At 69.1% G+C, this 20,350-nt stretch carries 17 protein-coding genes and 3 pseudogenes; 5 read left to right on the top strand and 15 right to left on the bottom strand.

The genetic code is table 11. The features are described from left to right. The first annotated feature begins 562 nt into the window (after positions 1 to 562). The gene (gene cpt / locus ACH4S8_RS43480) at positions 563 to 1,093 is read left to right on the top strand and encodes a chloramphenicol phosphotransferase CPT (protein ID WP_398404599.1); all 531 of its coding nucleotides are present in this window, start codon (positions 563 to 565) and stop codon (positions 1,091 to 1,093) included. A 51-nt stretch (positions 1,094 to 1,144) separates the two neighbouring features. Here the strand turns inward: cpt and ACH4S8_RS43485 are convergent. The 5 genes and pseudogenes from ACH4S8_RS43485 to ACH4S8_RS43505 form a co-directional block, all read right to left on the bottom strand. Further along, positions 1,145 to 1,282, bottom strand: a pseudogene (locus ACH4S8_RS43485) (IS630 family transposase); the annotation flags it as partial. A gap of 266 nt (positions 1,283 to 1,548) precedes the next feature. Beyond that, positions 1,549 to 2,091 carry a hypothetical protein gene (locus ACH4S8_RS43490; RefSeq protein ID WP_398404601.1) on the bottom strand — a complete coding sequence of 181 codons (543 nt, stop codon included), beginning with the start codon at positions 2,089 to 2,091 and terminating at the stop codon, positions 1,549 to 1,551. Positions 2,092 to 2,240: 149 nt separating this feature from the next. Further along, the gene (locus ACH4S8_RS43495) at positions 2,241 to 2,765 is read right to left on the bottom strand and encodes a peptidylprolyl isomerase (protein WP_398404603.1); all 525 of its coding nucleotides are present in this window, start codon (positions 2,763 to 2,765) and stop codon (positions 2,241 to 2,243) included. 503 nt (positions 2,766 to 3,268) lie between these two features. Beyond that, positions 3,269 to 3,412: a hypothetical protein gene (locus ACH4S8_RS43500; protein ID WP_398404605.1), complete on the bottom strand. Its 144-nt coding sequence runs from the start codon at positions 3,410 to 3,412 to the stop codon at positions 3,269 to 3,271. A gap of 557 nt (positions 3,413 to 3,969) precedes the next feature. Next, a complete protein-coding gene (locus ACH4S8_RS43505) occupies positions 3,970 to 4,605 on the bottom strand; it encodes a maleylpyruvate isomerase N-terminal domain-containing protein (RefSeq protein WP_398404607.1) in 636 nt (211 codons plus the stop codon). A gap of 268 nt (positions 4,606 to 4,873) precedes the next feature. Here ACH4S8_RS43505 and ACH4S8_RS43510 point away from each other — a divergent pair, with 268 nt between their 5' ends. After that, on the top strand, positions 4,874 to 5,725 hold the full coding sequence (locus tag ACH4S8_RS43510; RefSeq protein ID WP_398404609.1) for a hypothetical protein: 852 nt from the start codon (positions 4,874 to 4,876) through the stop codon (positions 5,723 to 5,725). A 96-nt stretch (positions 5,726 to 5,821) separates the two neighbouring features. On the opposite strand, the pseudogene ACH4S8_RS43515 reads toward ACH4S8_RS43510, so the two are convergent. Further along, a pseudogene (locus ACH4S8_RS43515) lies at positions 5,822 to 6,627 on the bottom strand (IS5 family transposase). 52 nt (positions 6,628 to 6,679) lie between these two features. Between ACH4S8_RS43515 and ACH4S8_RS43520 the strand changes: the two are divergent. Continuing rightward, positions 6,680 to 7,405 carry a hypothetical protein gene (locus tag ACH4S8_RS43520; RefSeq protein WP_398404611.1) on the top strand — a complete coding sequence of 242 codons (726 nt, stop codon included), beginning with the start codon at positions 6,680 to 6,682 and terminating at the stop codon, positions 7,403 to 7,405. Positions 7,406 to 7,473: 68 nt separating this feature from the next. Here the strand turns inward: ACH4S8_RS43520 and ACH4S8_RS43525 are convergent, their stop codons facing one another. From ACH4S8_RS43525 to ACH4S8_RS43535, 3 genes and pseudogenes are all read right to left on the bottom strand, one after another. Next, positions 7,474 to 7,980: a hypothetical protein gene (locus tag ACH4S8_RS43525; RefSeq protein ID WP_398404613.1), complete on the bottom strand. Its 507-nt coding sequence runs from the start codon at positions 7,978 to 7,980 to the stop codon at positions 7,474 to 7,476. A 479-nt stretch (positions 7,981 to 8,459) separates the two neighbouring features. Next, a pseudogene (locus ACH4S8_RS43530) lies at positions 8,460 to 9,048 on the bottom strand (histidine phosphatase family protein). 263 nt (positions 9,049 to 9,311) lie between these two features. Then, complete coding sequence (locus tag ACH4S8_RS43535) at positions 9,312 to 9,677, bottom strand: MerR family transcriptional regulator (RefSeq protein ID WP_398404615.1); 366 nt, start codon at positions 9,675 to 9,677, stop codon at positions 9,312 to 9,314. 91 nt (positions 9,678 to 9,768) lie between these two features. On the opposite strand from ACH4S8_RS43535, the gene ACH4S8_RS43540 reads away from it, so the two are divergent. Beyond that, positions 9,769 to 10,248 carry a hypothetical protein gene (locus ACH4S8_RS43540; protein ID WP_398404617.1) on the top strand — a complete coding sequence of 160 codons (480 nt, stop codon included), beginning with the start codon at positions 9,769 to 9,771 and terminating at the stop codon, positions 10,246 to 10,248. A 383-nt stretch (positions 10,249 to 10,631) separates the two neighbouring features. On the opposite strand, the gene ACH4S8_RS43545 is transcribed toward ACH4S8_RS43540, so the two are convergent. Together ACH4S8_RS43545 and ACH4S8_RS43550 are read right to left on the bottom strand one after the other, a co-directional pair. Then, positions 10,632 to 11,609, bottom strand: coding sequence for a hypothetical protein (locus tag ACH4S8_RS43545; protein WP_398404619.1), 978 nt, complete (start codon positions 11,607 to 11,609; stop codon positions 10,632 to 10,634). A gap of 333 nt (positions 11,610 to 11,942) precedes the next feature. After that, positions 11,943 to 12,068: a hypothetical protein gene (locus ACH4S8_RS43550; protein WP_398404620.1), complete on the bottom strand. Its 126-nt coding sequence runs from the start codon at positions 12,066 to 12,068 to the stop codon at positions 11,943 to 11,945. Positions 12,069 to 12,457: 389 nt separating this feature from the next. Here ACH4S8_RS43550 and ACH4S8_RS43555 point away from each other — a divergent pair, with 389 nt between their 5' ends. Then, entirely contained in the window at positions 12,458 to 13,561 is a 1,104-nt protein-coding gene (locus ACH4S8_RS43555; RefSeq protein ID WP_398404622.1) for a hypothetical protein, read from the top strand. 381 nt (positions 13,562 to 13,942) lie between these two features. Here the strand turns inward: ACH4S8_RS43555 and ACH4S8_RS43560 are convergent, their stop codons facing one another. The 4 genes from ACH4S8_RS43560 to ACH4S8_RS43575 form a co-directional block, all read right to left on the bottom strand. Next, positions 13,943 to 15,442, bottom strand: coding sequence for an FG-GAP-like repeat-containing protein (locus ACH4S8_RS43560; protein WP_398404624.1), 1,500 nt, complete (start codon positions 15,440 to 15,442; stop codon positions 13,943 to 13,945). A 44-nt stretch (positions 15,443 to 15,486) separates the two neighbouring features. After that, the gene (locus tag ACH4S8_RS43565; RefSeq protein WP_398404626.1) at positions 15,487 to 16,923 is read right to left on the bottom strand and encodes a hypothetical protein; all 1,437 of its coding nucleotides are present in this window, start codon (positions 16,921 to 16,923) and stop codon (positions 15,487 to 15,489) included. Positions 16,924 to 17,382: 459 nt separating this feature from the next. Then, positions 17,383 to 19,305, bottom strand: coding sequence for a ricin-type beta-trefoil lectin domain protein (locus tag ACH4S8_RS43570; RefSeq protein ID WP_398404628.1), 1,923 nt, complete (start codon positions 19,303 to 19,305; stop codon positions 17,383 to 17,385). Positions 19,306 to 20,017: 712 nt separating this feature from the next. Further along, positions 20,018 to 20,329 carry a putative quinol monooxygenase gene (locus ACH4S8_RS43575; protein WP_398404629.1) on the bottom strand — a complete coding sequence of 104 codons (312 nt, stop codon included), beginning with the start codon at positions 20,327 to 20,329 and terminating at the stop codon, positions 20,018 to 20,020. Positions 20,330 to 20,350 lie beyond the last annotated feature (21 nt).

The following is a 20,350-nucleotide window of genomic DNA, read 5'->3' on the forward strand; positions in this document are numbered from 1 at the left end:
CCCACCCCACCAAAACCACACCACCATCCACATCACCGGACACCAAAACAACCAACCCATCTTCACCACCCACCTCACCACCACCCACCCCACCCACCCCACCCACAAAGACCTCCCCCAAAACAAACAACAACAACGACAATGAAGAGAAGACCCGCCAACACACCCACCCCACAGACCACCCACCCAAACCCTGAAGACCTCCCGACCGGACCGTGCCTCTCACAGCCGACCTGACCAGCCATCCCGCCCTCCAGCACCGACCCAGCACCCGCTAAGCCGACTGCCGCAACAACCCACCCCCACCAGCCAGCCACAGACCCCCACCACACGCCCGCCCCACCAGCACCACGATCAACCACCCGCCCCACAGGGCCACACCCACCAACCCGACCACCAACCCCCACCCCACCCCACCCCACCCACCAGGCACCTCCACAACCAACAGATCCACCGTTGACCAGTGCTCTGACCGGGAGGGTTCACCGGGTCGTAGGAGGCGGGCAGCGTTCGCGGAAATCTGCTTCGGGGGTTGCTGCGGTGCCTCTACTGTGGCGCGGTGATGACTGAGGTGATCGTTCTCAACGGTGGTTCCAGCTCTGGGAAGTCCGGGATCGTCCGGTGTCTGCAGGCGGTCCTGCCGGATCCGTGGCTGGCTCTGGGGACCGACACGCTGGTTGACGCGATGCCCGCGTCCATGCAGGCGTCGGATGCGGGGATCGAGTTCGCTCCGGACGGAGAGGTGATCGTCGGGCCGGAGTTCCGGACGCTGGAAGCGGCATGGACCGAGGGGGTCGCCGCGATGGCCCGTGCGGGCGCCCGAATCATCGTCGATGAGGTCTTCCTCGGCGGAGCGGGCTCGCAGCAGCGATGGCAGAAGGCTTTGCATGACCTGCGGGTGCTGTGGGTCGGCGTCCGGTGTGACAGCGTGGTTGCCGCAGGCCGTGAGGTCGCACGAGGCGATCGGGTCATCGGGATGGCCGCGTCCCAGGCGGATGCGGTCCACCGGGGCGTGGTCTATGACCTGGAAGTGGACACCACTCATGCCGAATCGATGGAGTGCGCACGGGCCATCGCCGCACATGTCAGGTGACCGACGGCCCGGCTGCCCGCCGCTACGACCGCGGCACCGTGATGACCAGACCGCTGTTGCCAGGGGCCGTCCTCCCCAGCGGATGCCCTTCCCGCCGCGGATCCGGGCGCGCTCGCAGCGTCGGGCAGCCAGCACGCCGAGGCGGCGGGCATGAGCGTTGCGCCAGCGCAGGCAACGGTGCAGCTCACGAAGGCCGAACCGACGGCAACGCCGAAGATCGCCACCCGCACGGGCACCCAGTTCGCCCGCACAGTGACGGCTCATCGCTCCCCTCGGCAAAGACCCCACCGCGCACCGGTCAGTGCCGCGCGCCATCGCCACGCAGACACGATCGACTTCAGCCCCCACCCGTCCGAACCAATTGCTTCGAACCACCCGCCGCCGACAAACGGAACTGACAACATGCCGCGGTAATACGTCAACCCGAACGGAGCACGTCGCCACCGAGAAGGAACTCACCGAGGCGAAGAAGTACTCCTGGGCCAGTACTCCTGGGCCAGGATCCCCCGCTTCGACACACCCCGTCCGAGCGCCTCCGCTTCGTCCTTAGCGGTGGCCAACCGCACCGGGCGAGCGAATGGGCCGACGCTCTCGGACGCTCCCTCGAAGAGCAGCTCGCCGAGATCGCGCAGGAGGTCACCCTCCGCGGCGAAGCCGCAGAACGCAGACGTCTCGACGAGATCGAAGCGGCACGCCAGAAGCTCGTCCGCTGGGAAGCTGCCGTGGAGGGGGCTCGCGTCCGGTACGCGGAGGCGTACCGCGTCAGGCACCTCGAAGCCCAGGAAGCGGCATGGCGTCACGCCACCCGACTGACCGAATATGTGAACGCCGTGCGCACGCGAATCGAGGATGCCGCCGGGGAAGGCGAGAACCGAAGCCGAAGCATGGACCAGCTGGGCAGCAAACACCGTGGAGCGTCTCGAGTCCCTGGAAACCCCGCCCCGGTTGCCCGACATCCCGAGCCGCGAGCCGACGACCTGAAGCCCTTCCTCGGGCACTGGAGCCCCTACGGCCCCTGACGCGCACCCGCCTGACGGCCCGCCCAGCGGCACAGCCAATTGCAGTACGAGGCGTTCAGCAACGGCCCCTTCACATCACCGTGGGCTCAGGCACATAGCTGAACCCACGGTGACCGCACCACAGTTCATCAGGGTCGGCAGGACGGCCGGACGCTGAGCAGCTCAGTCCGCAGCACGGGCGTGCCGTCGACAGGCGCCGGGTCCTGCGAAGTTGGCTCGATACCACCAGCAGCGATCTTGTCGAGCGTCTTCAGACCGGCGGCACCGACAGTGCCGAACACCGTGTAGTTCGGTCGCAGCGCGGAGTCGCCGTAGACGACGAAGAACTGCGAACCGTTCGTGTTCGGCCCGGCGTTGGCCATCGCCAGCAAACCGCGCCCGTAAAGGCGACGGACACCGGTCGGATCGCTCGGCGCCGGCGGCAGATCCACCGGCAGCTCGTCCTTGTACTCGTACCCCGGCCCACCCTCGCCGGTGCCGGTCGGGTCGCCACACTGCAGGACCTTCAGCGTCGGATACGCCGTCAGCCGATGGCACACCGTACGGTCGTAGAACCGGTGCCGCGCCAGATGCACGAAACTCTGGACCGTACACGGCGCCTTCGCCCGGTCCAGACTCAGCGGAAGCGGGCCCTGACTGGTCCGGACAGCCATACCGACCGTGCCGTGACCGGGGGTGTGCCGCGGGTCGGGCGGCAGGGGAACCCGCCGCGCCGCCGGCTCGTCCGGGGTCTGGGTGTATCGGCAAGGACCGTGCGTGGTCCGCGGCGGGGCATCGTAAGCGGAAGCGGTGGTACTGCCCCCGGACACGGCCAACACTGCTGCCGCCCATGCGGTCATGAGAGCTCGGTCCATCCTGCACACCCTCCAAAAGATCGCCAGATTTCGGAGCGGTCGCAGCCTAAAGCGCGGCCCGGCGGGCGAGAACCCGCCCGCAAGCCAAATCCGCCCCCCAGCCCTCGGCCCGCGGCCGCAGGCCACTTCGTCCGGATGCAGCACAGCGTCAGCCGGCCGATCAGGGCGTCCACCCGGTGCACGACGGACACTCCCCGAACCCTGTCGAGCGGCCTCCCCAGTCCACACAGAGACCCCCACCGAACACTGCCGGGCGCATGAGGTGAACTCACCAGGACGCCGACGGCGGTGGTCGGGAACTCTTACTGAGCGAGGGAGGCACCCAGGGGGGTGACGGCGGCGACGTGCATGTCTTTGTGGAGGTCCACCCCTTGAGCCATCTCCTCCGCCGGGTCCGCGACTCCCTGCGCAGGCAACGTCGGCTGGGGCATGCTGATGATGGTCACGAGGCTCCTTGGACTGGGTCTGGTGGCTGGCACCGGTCCGGCGTGCGGTCAGGACTGTGACGATGCTTTGTACGGCAAAGCCCCTATCGGGACACGCTCACCCGGGCTGGCGGCAGTACGCGCTGCAGGGGCCGGAACCGACAGTTCTACTCCAAGGCAGCTGCGGCCAGTTGTCGCACGGGCAGGCTCCGGCCCCCTGCGGCGCACCGTAATCCTCACGATCGTCGCAGGCGATCTCAATCCGAATCGTCGGAGGAGAAAAAGCGTGCGCAGGTAGCAGCAGAACTCCAGGTATTGATCTGGCTGTCCAGCATGACGCGGCGTTACCCGACACCCTGCCGGAGACCTGAACGTTTGCTGTCATCGACAGTCGTTGCTGGCAGTTACTGGTTCCCGTCGAACGGCCCATAGACGGCCCGTGTCAGAGGCGGAAGGCGTTGCTCATGCAGGTGCCAAGCCGGCGGCCGGCAGATGTACAAACCGCGCGATAGCCATTCTCTGTCCTGCATATTTACGCCTAGTGCTCTGACCGGGAAGGTTCGCCGGGGCCAGCTCGATCAGTCCGATCGTGCTGCTTCCCACCGCCATGAGGTTTGGCGAGGGAGGCCGTCGAGGTCCCCGCGACCGGTGCACCAGAGAAGTACCTCGGTGGGGTCTCCAGGCGGGGCGGCAGGGAAGAGCCGGCTGAGTACGGCTGCGCTCAGCGGCGCTGGTGGTAGCCAGTCCACGGACAGCCCCTGCGTGATGTCGTGGGTGTGCAGCAGCGTTTCGGCCACGCCCATGGCTGCGAACCCCTCAGGGTCGCACGGACCCCAGTGCCAGGCACGCAAGGTCGGGTCGGCTGTGGCCAACGCGCTGCTGAGTAGCCTGCCGCGGGCGGTGGTGGCCTGGAGCACCTCAGCCGGTGAGGCGGTGGGGCGGACGTTCAGGTCGAAGGGAAGGTAGGCGTCGGCGGGCTGTGCTGCCAACTGTCCTGCGTAGGCCAGCAGGTCATGGCCGATATGCGCTGCTGTTTGCCAGCAGGTCCATTCGAGCGGCCCCGCCGGCACCGTCCAGTCCCGGGCACAGATATTCGCCGCTGGGCGAAGAGCAAGGTCGAGTTGTGCTTCACCCCGACCTGCGCCTTGTTCGTCGGCGGCGGCAAGGCCGTCGATGACGGCTGGGGCCGGCACTGCGTGCCGCACCGGTGGCACCGCCAGCAGCCGCTGTCAGAGGGCGTGCCTAGGGTGGCCGACAAGATCACCGGGAGTTCGTGCCGAGTCGGCTGGATCAATTGTGGGGGTTGGGATGCGCTGGTGGAACAGGGAGCCCCAGGAGCGTGCGCAGTGGGTGCTGGATCCGTTGGTAGGGGTAGGGCCGCTACGGTTCGGAATGAGTTCTGACCAGGTCGAGGCGGCCTTGGACTGCGGGGGTCCTCTTTTTGTCGGGGGTTATAGCGGCGACCAGTACCCGGATGTGGGTGTGACCGCGATCTACGGGCAGGGGAAGCGTCTGGTCGCTGTGGCGATCCACGCGGTGGACGGACCGCTGGTGCGGCTGGGGGAAGTCGCGCTGATCGGCCGGGTGCCGTCCGAGGCACGGTCGGACATCGAGGATCGCGCGCGCCGGGAAGGGGCAGGAGTCCGGGTGAACTGGAGCGGTGATCCCGAGGTGGCGGCATGGGGGGTGTCCATGGGGGCCATGACGGAGTGGGAGTTGTCGTCCGAGGGGTACGCCGGGCGGACGGACAGGATGATCACCGATGCTCTGTTCGTCGGTCCCGAGCTGGCGGAGGATCCGTACGGGGCCGAGCCGGTCATCCGGTGGCGGGATGGCCGTAGGTGGGAGACGGACCCGGCCGCGTGGCCGGTGAGGGACGACCGGGAGCGGCCGCGCTGGGACTGGACACCGCTGGCGAAAGTCGGCCCGCTCTGGTTCGGGATGAGCCCGCAGCAGGTGGCGGCGGCGCTGGACGGTGAGTCACCGGCCGCCGGCCGGCGTGGGTGGCAGTATTTGGGCAGCGAGCGGTTCGACAGGGCCGGGGTGACCGCGCACTACTTGTACCCGACAGATGTCCCTGCCCTGGCGGCCGTGACCGTGCACGGCCGCACCGGCCCTCAGGTCGCCTTCGCCGGCACCCGGCTCATCGGCAGGCCCCTCTCCTGTGTCGAGGCAACCCTGACCCGGTACGTCGAAGAGCACGGCATGCGTCTCCTCTACAGCTCCAGTGGAGATCTGGGGTCAGACGAAATCGGCCTGTACGTGCGGGCCACCAGGGCCGGGGACACCGTGGTCAGCGAAGCCCGGTTCTGCGCACCGGGCTGGGAGGACTGACGTTGCGCGGACGGCCCGACGGAGCATCGCAGCCGATTCACGGCAGTGGTGCCATGCCGGGTGCTGTCAGCTTGAGCGGGGTGGCTTAGCCGTGTCCTATGTGGTGAGCCGGACGAGTCGTTTGTAGCAGCAGAGGGCGGCGGCGAGGCCGAGGAAGGCCAGGTAGTTGTGGGGGTGGCGTTCGTAGCGGTGGTTGAGTCGGCGGTATCCGGTCAGCCAGGACATGGTCCGTTCGATGACCCATCTTCGGCGTCCCAGTCGTTCGCTTGGCTCGATGCCTTTGCGGGCGATGCGGACGCCGATGTGCTTGCCCCATAGCCACTTGCGCAGGTGGGGGATGTCGTAGGCCTTGTCGGCGTGCAGGCGTTGGGGCTTCAAGAAGCGTCCGCGGTGGGGGTCGTGTCTCGTTTGGTGCCCGGTGATCATGGGCTTCAGGGCGAGGCTGTCGTGGGTGTTGGCAGCCGAGAGGCCGACGAGGAGGAGCAGTCCGTTCGCGTCCGACAGGACGTGCATCTTGGAACCCGGCTTGCTTCGGTCCACGGGACTCGGACCTGTGAGTTCGCCCTCACGTGGGCGGAATCGAGCACGGCGCGAGAGAGGTCCAGCAGGTCGGCATCGTCGAGCCGATGCAGGATCTCTTCGTGTAGCCGGCCCCAGACGCCGGCCCTCGACCAGATCAGGAACCTGCGGTGGGCCGTCGACTTCGATATCCCGAAGCACGGTGGCAGTGCCCGCCAGGCGCATCCGCTGACCAGCACGTAGATGATCGCGGCGAACAGTGTCTCATCAGGTGTGTCCTGTGTTCCGCCACCCTGCGGCCGCACCTTCGACGGCGGGATCAATGGCTTCGCGATCTCCCACAGCCCGTCCGGAACAATCCAACTCCACGTACCCCGCCCCATGAACAGACCAACGTCCGCCTCACCACATACGACACGGTCTTACTGTGGAAGCGTGTTCTACTTCGCCTTCGACGGCGCCGAGCATTTCTACGGCGATCCCGAACCCGCGCCCGGGGCGCGGGTGTCCTTCGTTCCCGACAAGCTGTACGCCGCTCGAAAGCGCCGGACCGGGCGGCCGGTGGATCGGCAACTGGTCCACGACGACGGGCTGTTGGTCAACGAGATCGCCATGGACGTCTCGATGTGGCCGTCCAGTCTGTGGCGCGTGGCCGACCTCGAACCGATGCGGCCGGGGCCGGAGCGCAGATGGGTGCGCTGCCGAGCCTTCACGGTCGTGGAGCAGGTGCCCGCGTGGCTGGCGGCCGGCCCTCATGGGGAAGCCGTGGAGTGGGTGATGACCCAGGCGCGGGCGTTGAGCAGCGCCCAGGCCGAGGCCCTGGCCGCACAGTCGGACGAGGGCGAAGCGGCGCTGACACGAACGCTGTGGACTCGGTGGTCGCCGCAGTACAACGGCTGTTCTCCGGTCGGATGGGCCCTGACGGCTCTCCAGGAGGTGGTCACGGAGGCCGCTCGTCGGGTGGGCCCGCACCTGTTCGGTCCGGACGAGGACGACGAGGTCGAGGTGCTCTGCGATCCGGCGTGGCTGCGGGCCTGGAGCGCGGCGTACGCGGCAGCGCTGGCGCTCGGCGCTCCCGGGTTCCTCGCACCGGAGGAGAACGCGCGGCTCGCCCGCCGCTGGACCACCGTGTTCGGCTCGCCCGACCTGCCGGGACGGTAGCGGTCGTGGAGGGCTTCACGCACTCAGCGGGCCGGGGTGGGCGGGCCTCCCCGATCTCGCCTCCCGTGTCAGTTCAACGGAAGAGGGCCCCACAGGTTGTTCCAGAGCGCGCCCCGGCGTCGCCTCAACGGCCGCCAGACGAACAGCCATCCCCACACGGCCACGGCGAGGGATCCCAGCGCGAGGACCCGCAGATCATGGCTCCACACGGTACCGCCGGCCTCGTAGACGCCGGCGCCGTCGATCTCGACGGCCGGGACGTTCTGGCCGACGTCCATGGACCTGTGGCTGAACACCTGGATCGGCACACCTGTCCGCAGGGGCGTCGGCTCGCCGGCGACCGTGAAGTCACCGGCGATGACGCAGTCGGCCTTGCCGCACGACTTCTTCGTGACGCGATAGATGCCGGAGACTCCCTGGCCGTCGCGCGCGGCGTGGGCGGGCACGATGTCGACGAGAGCCTCGCCGAGCATGCTGATGAGCCACAGCAGGGGAATGCAGAGAAAGCCCCAGATGATGATCCGCCCGAGTCGCTCGTCGCTGCGGCTTGAGCGACGGGGGGCCGGGACCGCCATGGGAAGACTCCTGAGGGGCGTGAGGTCCTCGGCTTCGGCCGAGCGCAGCGGCATGGTGCCATGAACACGACCATCGGGGCCATACCCTCGGCAAAGGCCGGCGCCCGATGACGTCGACCGAGGCGCGGACGCCCTTGAGTTGCGAAGTCCCTGACCCCGGGCGGAGAGTGACACCGCTGCGGTTCCCCGTGGTCCTCGCCTCGCGGTGCCGATGGAGCGACCGCGCGCCTGCTGCAGGCTCCGCGCACCCACAGAGGGAGATCATGGTCGACGTCGCGGGAACCGATGTGGAGGGGCGGCCGCGGAACGGCACCGACGCCCGGGTGCGGGTTCGCGGCTGGCACGGCTCGTGACGGAGCTGGTGGTTCTCACCCCCGCCATTGGCCTTCGCGATCTTCTTCCTGGCTCCCTTCTCGGGGATGGGCTGTCCGGCGCCCGGCAGCGAGCCCCTGCCGCGACCGGAGGACCAGCGCGTTCGCCTACGGCACGTTCCGGGCGAGGATGACGGGTTGCCCGTCCTCGGTGGCGAGGACACCGAGCGTGCCCGGATACGGGTGGCCGAGCAGTCGGCTCGCGGAAGCGTCGAGGCCGAGCCGGCGGACGGTGAGGACGCGCGCCAGGTGGCCGTGCGCGACGACTGCGACATCACCGTCGCTCAGCAGCGGACGGATGCGGTCCAGCACCGCGTCCGTGCGCGCGGCTACCTGCGCAAGCTGCTCGCCTGGATGGTCGGCGTCGCCTGGGGCAACGCCGTCGCGCCACAGGTCCCAGCCTGGCCTTGACCCACGGATCTGCCCGGCGGTCAGGCCCTCGTAGCCACCGTAGTCCCACTCCGGCAAGTCGGGGTCCGGCGTGGCACTGGCCGGGCCTGCGCGCTCGGCCGTGCGCATGGCACGGCTCAGTGGGCTGCTGAACACGGCGACCGGACGGCGATTGGACGAGTCCTGGAGCGAGAGCACCGGCCGCGGCCTCGCCCGCTGCTGTCAGCGCGACGTCGGTCCGTCCAGCGTGCTGGCCCGACAGGCTCCACTCGGTCTGGCCGTGCCTGATCGCTATCAGCCCACCCATAGCCGCGCACGCCATCTGATCTTGTGACACAGCGAGGCGGTTTCATCGCTTCGCCAGGCTACGGGTGGGACAGGTGTCAGGCTGCCATGGCCTCGGCGAAGGGCGCGCTCACGAACAGCGCTGATCAGGGTCCCAGCCGTCCGACGGATGGCCGGCTCGCGCGAGGGCCGGGCGTCTGCACTCGATGGCTGTCACGTGAGCACGGACCATTCGACCGGATTGCAGCCCTCGGGTCCCTGGTCGTCCCAGGTCAAGCGGGGTACTCAGCCGTCCTGACCGGCTGCACGGAGCGGGCAGCCGGTGCCGGCGCGCTCCTGTAGGTCTGCCCGGAGGGCGGCAAGCTCGGCCATGCGCGCGTCGATGACCCTGATCTTCTCCTCCAACAGCGCGGACAACGCTTCGGCGTCGTCCGGCGCGTCGCGCAGTTCCTCGCCGTGCCGGGCGATCTCGGCCAGCGAGAAGCCGAGCGTCTGTGCGGTGCGGACGTACTGCAGCCAGCCGACTGTCTCCGGGGAGAAGTCGCGGTAGCCGTTGGCCAGCCGTCGACCCGTGACGAGGCCGATCTTCTCGTAGAAGCGGATGGTGTCCTTGGTCGTACCCGCCTGCGCGGCCAGCTCTCCGATACGCATGACCCTCCGCCGGGCTGTGGACTTGACCTTGGACAGTACTCCACTGTTTAGCGTGAGGCGTCGCTGCACCGAGACCAACAGGAGCCTCGCCGTGATCCGTCATTTAGCCCCCTCCCGCCACGCCTATCTTCGTCTCGTCCGCGCCAGCGCCTGGTACGACCTCGTCGTCACGGCGGGATTCGCCACGCCGTGGACCTATGCGCTGCTGCACGACGCGCTGTCGTCACTGGGTGGCAGGTTCGGGCTGGGTGTTCTGCCCGCCCTCGACCCGATGCAGACCCTGTACGCGAATCTGATGGGCTCGGTCGTGGTTGTCTGGGCACTCCTGCGGATCGTCAAGCCGCTGCCGGTGCACGGACTGCTCGACGGTGTCGCGCGCACGCTGTTCGCCACCTGGCAGGCGTACGCACTGACCCACGGTGCCACACGGCTGCTGTGGCTCTTCTTCGTCGTCGAGGCGGCGTTCGGCATCGTCCAGCTTGTGCCGTGGTGGCGGCCTCAGCCCACCAACCTCACGGTCGACCCCGCCGGCCCGGCCGCCGAACACCCCCTCGGCACCGAGCCTCAGTGACGCCCCGGTCCGATCAGGGGCCGGCAACGCGGGGGCTGACATGGGCGTTCCGCCGCATCGGGCTGCGTCAACAGGTCTGAGGAGAAGCACCTTTCGACTGAGACGTCCAGAAGGCATCTGTCCATGGACTCGTGCTACCAGTCCGGATCCATGTAGAGCCCGCCCGTGCCCGACTCCGCACGACGAACAGCGGTGGGCGCCACCTTCACTCGAGTGCCGCCCACCGCTGTGGTGCCCGCCCGGGTCACACCCGACCCGCTCCCGCTCCCTCTTCCGCCGGTTGAAACCGACGCGGACCGTCTGCCTGCGCACCCGGTCATGTGCTCGGCCGGGTACAGCGAAACGTGCTCAGCGCCGGGCCGGCACGATGAACGGAAACGCCGTCACCGGGTCCACAGATGAAGGGCGTTCTCCGTGTCGGACACGGTGTACCAGGTGCCGTCACCGAGAGCCCTGGGCAGACCGGACACCTCGAAGGGATAGACGAGCCGCTCGGCCAACTGCATGCGGGCCGTATCGACGAGCCAGTGTCGACCCGTACCGAAACCCTCATCACTCTCGACCGTCCCGACAACGACGGTGTCCTCGTCGAGGAAGCCCCCCTCATAGTCGAAAAACGCCGCTGCCTCGTTGTCGTCGAAGAGTTCGAACTGTTCGGCTTCCCGAGCGGGATGCCGGGGGATCACGGCCGCGCTCAGTTCGGCTTCCACCGCGCCGTCCGAGGTCCGGTGGAGGGCCAGGGTGTCCTGGTCGTGAGTGACGGTGAGCAGGCGGTCACCACTGGGGCTCACCGCCAGCAGGACGCGGTCCTCGTCGCCGAAACCGTCGACGGCGAGAGCGTCACCGTCCCACCGTCCCCATCGCAAGGGAGAACCGTCCTGGCCTTCGCCGATGCTCAGACCCATCTGGCCGGGGTCCGGGTGCGGAACGTGGTCGGAGCCCGCGGCAGCCGTGTGCGTCCGGGCACGTGCGAGCACCGTGCCATCCCCGGCATCGATGACCAGCCACTCCTCCGTGTAGCGGCCGAGGACGGGTTCCTCGTGCTCCAGGGGGCCGCGGATGTGTGCCCAGACGAGTGTCCCGTCGACGGAGAAAGCGGCCGAGCCGCTGCCGAGGTACCGGTGATGGCCACGATCGTCCGCGTATTCGGTGACGCTCTCGTGTCCCGCGCACCCTGCCCAGCAGCGGTGCCGCAGTTCCCACCGCACGCTCTCCGACCGGTCGACGGCCCACAGGGCGTGCGGGCCGACGAAGACCGCCAAGTCACCGGTAGGCGACACCGCGTCCCGGCCGAACCGGTGCGGCCAGGGGGCCGGAAAGCGGACGACCGGAGCCGTGACGGACGGCTCGAGTCGCTGCACAACCAGCTCCGTGTCCCCGCGCTGTACGAGCAGCCGGCTCGCGGGCCGACCCTCCAGACGCGGGGCGTCGTCGGCTCTCGAAAAAGCCAGAGGGGCGGCGATCGTGGTCACCAGTCGAGCAGGCTGCGGCACGAGAACTCCGAAGAAGGGAAATACGTTCCGACACCTTACGCCGCGTCGCTGACAGCCCCGACTCGACGAACAGCTCCCTCCACACGGTCACGGCGCGCCGGGCTCAAGTCGGCAACACCGGGGGGAGCCCGTTCACCCGTACCCGGTTGCGCCCCCTCATGTGTACGCCGGCACAGGAGCTTCGGGGCGCCCGCGCGATCGTCAGGCGCAGGTGAGGACCTCGACGCCGGTGCCCTTGGCCCAGGCTGTAATGGTCTCGCGGGAGCGGCGGCCCCAGGCGGACAAGTTGATCTGCCTGTCCCCGGTGTGCTGTTCGGCTTCCACCACACCCAAGCGCTGGTAGCAGGAAGGCGGCAGCCTGCACGACGAGGCATCCGTCGTTCGCAGCCTCCAAGCGGGGTCCGGATTGGCCGGTGGTCCTCTGCTGATCGGCGTGAGCCCGGTGAAACCCGGAACTCGGTGGCCGCAGGGGGCCTGGCCGAAGTAGCCTGCGCTACCGCCGATTTCGCCCCACCGCAACCCGAGCACCGTGTCCCGGGACAGGTGATCTCGACCGACTGCCGCTGAGCTGTGACCGATCGAGAGCTCGCGCGCGTCGGCCGCTGCTCCTCGGCACCGACGTCGGCGAATTCCGCCTGGCCGACAGTCGATTGGACTGTCACAGCCCGCATGTACAGTCCGCCCGAAACTCCAAGGTGGCCAGTGAAGGAGCACAAGTGTCGAGAACCACCCCGCCCCGGCCTGTTGACATCGCGTCCATATTCCCGGAGCTGGTGCCGTTGGCCAGGCAGGCTGTCCGCCTGCACCCCCGCGAGGGCCGGCCGACCGTTCACGACAGCTCCGTCGGCGGACCGCTCCTGTGGCCGGCCGACGAAGAATGGCCGACCTGTGCAAAGGAACACGACAACGCGCACCCGCCCGTCTCCCTCGACGACATCCGCCAAAGGCGGGCGATGCTCGAAGCGGCCTGGCTTCGCCCCCGCGATCCTCGCGAGCACCTCCTCAACCCCGATGAGCGCGTGTATTTCGCCACGCTCCAGGCAGGGCATCCGGCTCACACCGAGCCCAATGCCCTGCTGCCGGTCGCCCAGCTCTACTTCCGCGACGTCCCGGGACTCGCGGGCCCCGAGGGAGCCGACCTTCTGCAGGTCTTGTGGTGCCCCCTCGACCACCACAACGGGCTTCCCGCGGCCCGACTCGTCTGGCGGAACGCCGCGAGCGTCGGCAAACTGCTCACCGACCCCCCGGAACCCGCAGACGTCCAGAACTACGGCAGTTACGTTCCCGAGCCCTGTGTCCTGCACCCCGAGGTCGTCACCGAGTACCCGGCACCGCGCGAGCTCCCGGAGGAGCTCGCCGACCGTCTGTACGCCTGGGGAGAAGAGCAGGAGGAGGACACCGAGCTCCCTGCGCCGCACGATCGCCCGGAGGAGCTCGCCGACCGTCTCCACGACAGGGAGGAAGAGCAGGAGGGGGACTGGGACGAAAGCCTCGGCGGCGCCTACTACCAGTACGAGCTCTCGGTCGCTCCTGGTTGGAAGGTCGGCGGTTGGAGCCCCTGGGGCTTCTGCGACTTCAGGCCCATGCACTGCGATACCTGCAACGCCCGGTACAAGCCCCTGTTCACCATCGACTCCGGCGAAGGCGGCGGCGCAAGCGGCAGCTGGACCCCCCTGAAAGACCTCGAGAAGCCGACAGCTCCCATCGGGCTGCGCACTCCTGGCCATGCGCCGATGGTGACGGTCGGCAGGGGCTACCGCATGCAGATCTATGTCTGCCCGACGTCGTTCGACCATCCGCATCTCGAAGTCATACAGTGAGCGCGTCCGTGCGTCCCGCCCGCCGGACGAGCAGTTGGTGGCGATCGGTCTGAAGCCCGAACAGACCCCCACGACCGCCCGAGCCCGTGTACCAAAAGTGGATCTTGGGCTGCAGGTGATCACGGTCCATGCGTCGGGGAGATCTCACGGACGCACAGCGGGCGGCGCTGGAGCCGTCGTCACCGAAGGGTGCGATCACATAGGACCCGATAAGGCCAACCGCGAGAAAGTCCGTGCGGCGATGCCGGCCGACCGCCCCGTGCTGAGAACGTCCGACGACACATGGGCAAGCCGGCCGACTGCCGCCAGGCGAGCCGGAGAGAGCCGAGCGGGACGCCGTGGACCGGCCGGGTCCACGACACCCGTGTTTCCTGAAGTCCCTCAGACGGTGGAGTGCGCACCCGGGAGTGCTTCGCCGAAGTCGATCTCGGTGTACTTGCGGGTGAGACCGGCACCGGCTCCGCTGATCGTCGTCGATCCGCTGGTCACCGGTCCGGCCGCGGACCCGCGGGCCGTCCACAGCAGACCGTCCAGGTTCTCGCCGGGGGCGCCCACCATCACCTCGGCTCGGCCGTCCTTGGTGACGTCGACCAGATGCGTCGAGGTGGCGAACACGTCGCCGCTCTCAGCGGTTCCGGGCACGCCGCTGGTGTCCTGCGTGTAGGCGAGCGAGCCGGTCGCGGTGAGCCCGGCGGCCGATCCGCGCAGCAGGGTCGCCTGGCCGGCGCCCTTGACGGATCCCAGGGCCTCCCCGGGTGCCCCGACCAGGACGTCGGCGTACTTGTCGCCGTTGGTGTCGCCGACGGCGATCGACATTCCGAACTCGTCGCCGTTCTCTCCGCTGCCGGGCACACCCGCGGTGTCCTGGTGGATGATCTGCGGTTTCTGACCGGGAGTGATCCCTTGGGCGCTTCCGTAGAGAACCTGGATCTCGCCGCCGCGGTGGGTAGAAGGGTAGCCCAGGGATGCGTCGTAGGGTGCTCCGGTGACGAGGTCGCCGTATCCGTCACCGTTGATGTCGCCGATCCGGCCGGACAGTCCGTCGGCGAGGGGCAGTTCGGTGTACCGGCCGTCGTGTCCCTCGGCGTAGACGGGTCCGCTCTCGTCTCCGTCGGTCGGACCCGGCAGCCAGAACCGTTCGGCTCTCCCGTCGCCGTCGACGTCGCCCGCGACGACTCCGCGGTTGGTGCCGAGGTCGTTGACGAAGTTCCGTGCCGCCGGGGTACCGGTGCGGGTGAAGGGCCCGGTGTAGGTGGTGGCGCCGCAGTCTCCCGTGACGGAGACGTCGGGGGCTCCGTCACCGGTGACGTCGCCGACGGCGAGACCGGCCGCGAAGTGGCAGCCTTCGTCCAGGCCGGTCGGCGTCGGCACGGAAGCTCCGCCCTTGAGGCCGGACGGGCCTCCCCACACCACGGTGAGCGAACCGACGCCCCACATCGTGCCCGCGGACTCGTCGGGGGTGCCGATGAGCAGGTCGGCGTAGCCGTCGCGGTCGAGGTCGGCGGAGGTGACGGAGGTGCCGAAACGGTCCCCTTCCTCCGGTGTTCCGGGGATGTTGGACGTGGCCTGTGTGATCACGGTGCGGCGGGAGGCCGCGACCCCGTTCGCCGAGCCGTACAGCACGACGACCGCGCCCGCCGCGTCGACACTGCCGTTGGCGGCTCCGGGCGCGCCGACGGCCACGTCGCGGTAGCCGTCGCCGTTGAAGTCGTCCTGGACCGCGGCGGTGTTGGCACCACGGTAGGGCGCGTCCGCGGCGGCCGTGGCCGGCAGTGCGACGGCGGTCAGGGTGGCGGCCGTGCTGACCGCGATGGCGGAGGCCAGGAATCGGGAGGTGAAGGTGCCCGGGACGCGGACGCGCCTGGGGGTGCGGGAGGACATGGGTGCTCCGGGGGCGAGGAGAGGTGGGAGGGAGCGGAGCGGCGTCACGGGCCGGTCACCGCATTGCCGAAGTGCGCACCGCCGGCCGAGCCGAGGCCGGTGCCTGCGGCACCGGTGCTGACGGCGCCGGTCGTGGTGACGGACGAGGCCGAGCCCCGCAGCCACCACACGGCCCCCGCGCCGCCGTCCTCTCCGGGAGCGCCGATGACCAGGTCCGCGTAGCCGTCCTTGTTCAGGTCGACGACCCGCACGCCCGTACCGAAGGCGTCGCCCGCCTCCGAACTGCCGGGAACGCCAGAGCTGTTCTGCGTCCAGGTGGCGGCGTGGGCCGTGTCCAGGAGGGTCGCGGTGCCGCGTACGACGGTGACCGCGCCGCTGTCGCCGTTCTCGCCCGGGGCGCCGATCACGAGGTCGGCGCGCCCGTCCTTGTCGGTGTCGCCGATGGCGAGGGAGGCGCCGAAGCGGTCCTTCGCCTCGCCGGATCCCGGCACGCCCGGGGTGTCCTGGGTGATGGTCTGGACCCGGCTCGGGGAGCCGGAGTATCCGGCGTCGTAGTAGATGGTCACCCGGCCGCCGAGCGAGGTGTCCGGGCTCTGCGCGGGGTCTTCGGGGTTGCCGATGACGAGGTCGGGTGAGCCGTTGCCGTTCAGGTCGCCCACGGCCGATGTGGTGCCGGCGGGCAGGTCGGCGCCGTCGAAGCCGGCCGGGTCGGCGAGGGCGGTACGCGGGTCGTCGCCGGTGCCGTCGTAGCCCCAGCCTCCGTCTCCGGTGCCTCGTCCGTGGACGATCAGACGGTCGTCGTCGGTGCCGGGAAGGTCGATCGGGGTCAGGGCGACGATGCCGTGGGCCGGGTTGAACGCGAAGCCGTTGCCGGAGGTGTTGGACTGCGCGGACAGGTCGGCGGGCATGAACGTGACTTCGGCGTCGTTGGCGCCGACGGCTATCGACAGCTTGCCGTCGTTGACGGGGTTGAGACCGTTGTACGTACCCACGGCGAGCGTGCGTCCGTAGGCGTCGTGCGAGCCCGGCCAGGGGTCCTGGACCGACTTCGCCCTCGTCAGGCCCGAGGCGGTCCCGTAGACGACGGTGACCGAGCCGCCACCGTCGTCTCCCGCGACGTCCTCGCCGGGGGCTCCCACGACCAGGTCGCTGTATCCGTCGCCGTTGAGGTCGTGCACGACGACGGCCGCGCCGAAGCGGTCACCGCTTTCCGCCGTTCCCGGGACGCCGGTCGAGTTCTGGGTCAGCACGGTGCGTCTGGAGGGATCGATGCCGTGCGAGGTGCCGTACAACACGACCACGGCACCGGCCTTGGTGTGACCGGCCACCGTGGCGTCGGGGGCGGACACGACGACATCGCGGTAGCCGTCCTTGTTCACATCGCCCGGCGTGCCGCCGGCGGCCTCGGCGCTCACCACGGCCAGGGGGGTGAGGCCGGAGGCCAGCAGCGTGGCGGACATCAGCAGGGTGCGTTTGCGCACGGGGTCCTCCAGAGAGGGGAACTCGGAACAGACGGCGGTATACCGGCACGCCCGGGACTTCGCCCGGCATGACCCGGTCAAGATCGACGCACGCAAGACTCTCGAGGCGGCACAACGGTTGTACGGGATCGGCGGCATTTCCATCCGGCCTCGATCCGTGCGGTCGAGCCGTCATCTCAGGTGCCGCTCCGCGCAGTTGTCGCCGCCCGGCCGTACACCCGCACATCCTCGGTCTCCGCGGGCCCGCCCATGTCCTTCGCGTCTCCGTCCTTGAGCCACTGCACATGGCCGGGGCCTTGGTGGTGGAGAAGGCAGAACAGGGGTGCACGGTGGAACTGGTCAGCCTCTCGACCGGCGACGACGGACTTCCTTCCTCGCCGGCCGGTGAGAGACCGGACCGGCCACCGTGGCCCCGGGTGTGTCGTACGTGGGGTCCGGGGCCCGGTGGGGTTCATGGTTTTAGGGGGTCACCACCTTCCAGCGCTGGGCCAGGGTGTCGTTGCACGAAGCGAGGGCGACGTTGCCGTGGTTGGCGTCGGGGGCGAGGAGGCACAGGTGGTTGGCTTCGTTGCGGTAGCGGATCGTGCCGTCCGCGTAGGTCTCGGCCAGCCAGCGCTGGCCGGCCGCGTCGAAGCCGCGCGCGTCGTCGCACGTCCGCAGCACGGCGTCGGTCCCCGACGGGGCGCGCTCGCTGCGCACGCCCAGGCACCGGTTGTCGCCGTCCAGGCTCTGGAAGCGCACCAGGTTGTCACTCGGGTTGATCTGCTGGATGTTCCAGCCGTAGTCCTTGCGCTCGTAGGCCAGCCAGTAGATCCACCACCACCAGGGCGGTGCGGGCTGGGTGTAGACGCCGGTGCCGGGCACCGATCCGGAACGCCGCAGGCGGCCGCCCATGAAGGCGGATTCCAGGCGCACGTTGCCGGCGGTCGTCGGCCAGTCCTTGGGCAGTCCGACGGCGCTGGTCCACCAGCGCTGCAAAACATCGTCGTTGCTGCACTTCGTGGCGGTCACCTGCCTGTTGGACGGTGTCAGGCAAAGCGTGGGGACGGCCACGTTCCGCCACAGCTGCGGTCCGCCGTTGTCCTCGTTCCACTGCGGGTCGGGCCGCGGGTCGGTGATCGTCCAGTGTGCCCGTAGGTCGTCGCACGGACCAGCGACGACCCGGGAGTCGGAGGCGTCCCGGCGGACGGCGGACTCCACGGAGAGACAGGCCCTCCCATCAACCGCCTGGAGGGTGTGCGCGCCCGCGGCGGTGGTGTTCTCCCGAAACGTCTGGCTGCTGTCGAAGACGCCAGGGCCGACGCCGAACGACCCGTTCGCGTTCATCTGCAACTGGGTGCCGGTGATGGTGCCCAGAGCGACGGAGTAGGTGTGCGAGGGGCCGGGCGTCTGGACCGGCGTTGCCGTCCGGGCGAAGTGCACCTCCGCGTGGTCGGATCCGGCACCGCGCGGGATGGTCGCCCTGAAGCCGCCGGGCAGACCGTGCGAGATCGCGTAGTCCAGCTCGCTGGGCCTGTCGCCGTCGATGTACGTCGGCCTGCCGGTACGCAGCAGGGTTTCGTCGGCGCGCAGGTGCAGGGACTGGCGGGCCTCGCTGTCGGAGCGGTTGAGGATGTTCACGTTGAAGTCGCCGACCAGGACCCAGTTCCGGCCACGCTGGTCACGCCTGGCGGCGAAGTTGCGGACCTGGTCGAGCAGTCCGGGGCGGCCGTCGTGCTCGGTCACGTCCTCGCCGCGGCCGTGGATGTTCCAGTACCACGTGTTCCCGAATCGCAGGCCCAGCAGCGGACGCGCCCGGTAACGGTTGTTCGGGGCGTTCGGGTTCGGGTCGTAGGAAGGGTTGTCGAGGACTTCGACCGCGTCGGCCCGGGCGTCGGTGACGGTCGCCAGGTTCACCCTGCCGCCGTCCCAGGTGTCCTGGCTGGTACCGGTGATCCTGCGGGGATCGGTCTGGAGGAAGTACACCCAGCGGTCTTCGCCCCGGCTGCCCGTACCGAGCGGCCAGCGCGTCAGCGTGACCGTGTTGGGCTGGTTGTGAGGGCGGGTCCTGTTGAGCGGGATCGATTCGAACCGGTTCTGCAGTTGGGGTGACGGCTCCGGCGGGCCGGAGCCAGCTTCCTGTAGTGCCACCACCGGGTTCTGCCTCACCAGCTCTCTTAATTCCGAGTCCCACCGGCCGCCGTTGTCGGAGCCGCGCATGTTGTACGAGGTGAAGGGGGAAGTGCCGTCCCGGTTGACGGCGTGCGCGGGCGCGGCGCTCAACGGAACGCTCAGCAGGGCCGCCGCCGCGCTCAGGACGGCGACCAGGGCGGTGATCCACCGCGGTGATCGCCGTGACGCCTTCGGGGTCCGCAGAAGCTGCGGACGGGATTCTCTGCTCAAGGATCAAGTCTCTTCCGTTGACCTCCGCGCTGTGCGGCGCGGAGGGGCTGATGGACCCGCCGACTTCCCCTGCTGCCCTACCGGCAGCGGGGCGGAACCGGGTGGGTCACGTCCGATTCGTGTCGAGCGGGTGGTGCGCGGACTGCCGAACGGGCGCTCGCTTGCCCGTCGGCCAGACGAGACGGAAGATCCCTCTGCGCGGTTCGGAGCCCCGTCGATATCCGGCCCCTCACCCGCACTTCGCGTCGTGTGCCGGTCGTCAAGCGGCGGACCAGCACGGATGCAACGACGATGTACGCACGCGCACTCTGCTCGGCGACTTGGTGCCACCGCCCCAGAGCGTCACAACAAGGTGTCCCAGCCTGGCGATACGCAGCGCCCGGCCGTACTGCGAAGCGGCGGAGCGATGTTGTCCTTATTCGAGGTCTTCGCCGGGAAGGGGAAGGGGGCAGAGGGATGACGGTTTTCCGTCGCGGAGGCGTGGGTCGCTCGGCCGGGCGCGGGTCGTGTCCCCTTGTAGTGGTGAGCCGATCAATCGGCCGTTGTGTTGATGGTGTCGGGTGGTCCGGGGGCGCTTTCGGGGAGCTCGGCGGCGTAAATCTGGCCCATGCTGTCCTCGGGAAGGCAGGGCGAGGGAAGGCGATCCCACCGAGGGTGTCGGGACGGTGGTGTTCAGCCTGGACAGCAAGCCCCTCGCCCCCGGCAGCGGCGATTACCCGTGTTGGTTGGTGGCCACTTGGGTGTAGTCGGTGAAGACGACTGGTCCGGCAGCGAGGTAGGGGCGGTAGACGGCCTCGAACTGTCGGACGGCTGCGGACTCGCCGTGAGCCTGGTGCGCGGCCTCGTCCTCGAAGATGAACAGGTGAACGAACTTGCCCGGGGCGTCGGCCTGCTGCCATGAGGTGTATAGACGCGTGCCGGGCTCGTTCTTGGCGACGTAGTCGACGAACTCGGTGATCGCGGCCTTGACCGCGTCGATGCCCTCGGGCTGAATCGCGTAGTGAGCGGTTTGGTAGATGGGCATTGCCGATCTCCTCACTGCCTG

Origin of the sequence: Streptomyces sp. NPDC021080, from assembly GCF_044333225.1 — a bacterium.
GTDB lineage: Bacteria > Actinomycetota > Actinomycetes > Streptomycetales > Streptomycetaceae > Streptomyces.

Bases quoted from the DNA above. Each gene is read 5' to 3' on its own strand.
- ACH4S8_RS43560 (WP_398404624.1), bottom strand. From the start codon at position 15,442: ATGTCCTCCCGCACCCCCAGGCGCGTCCGCGTCCCGGGCACCTTCACC.
- cpt (WP_398404599.1), top strand. From the start codon at position 563: ATGACTGAGGTGATCGTTCTCAACGGTGGTTCCAGCTCTGGGAAGTCC.
- ACH4S8_RS43495 (WP_398404603.1), bottom strand. From the start codon at position 2,765: ATGGCTGTCCGGACCAGTCAGGGCCCGCTTCCGCTGAGTCTGGACCGG.
- ACH4S8_RS43525 (WP_398404613.1), bottom strand. From the start codon at position 7,980: ATGGCGGTCCCGGCCCCCCGTCGCTCAAGCCGCAGCGACGAGCGACTC.
- ACH4S8_RS43535 (WP_398404615.1), bottom strand. From the start codon at position 9,677: ATGCGTATCGGAGAGCTGGCCGCGCAGGCGGGTACGACCAAGGACACC.
- ACH4S8_RS43575 (WP_398404629.1), bottom strand. From the start codon at position 20,329: ATGCCCATCTACCAAACCGCTCACTACGCGATTCAGCCCGAGGGCATC.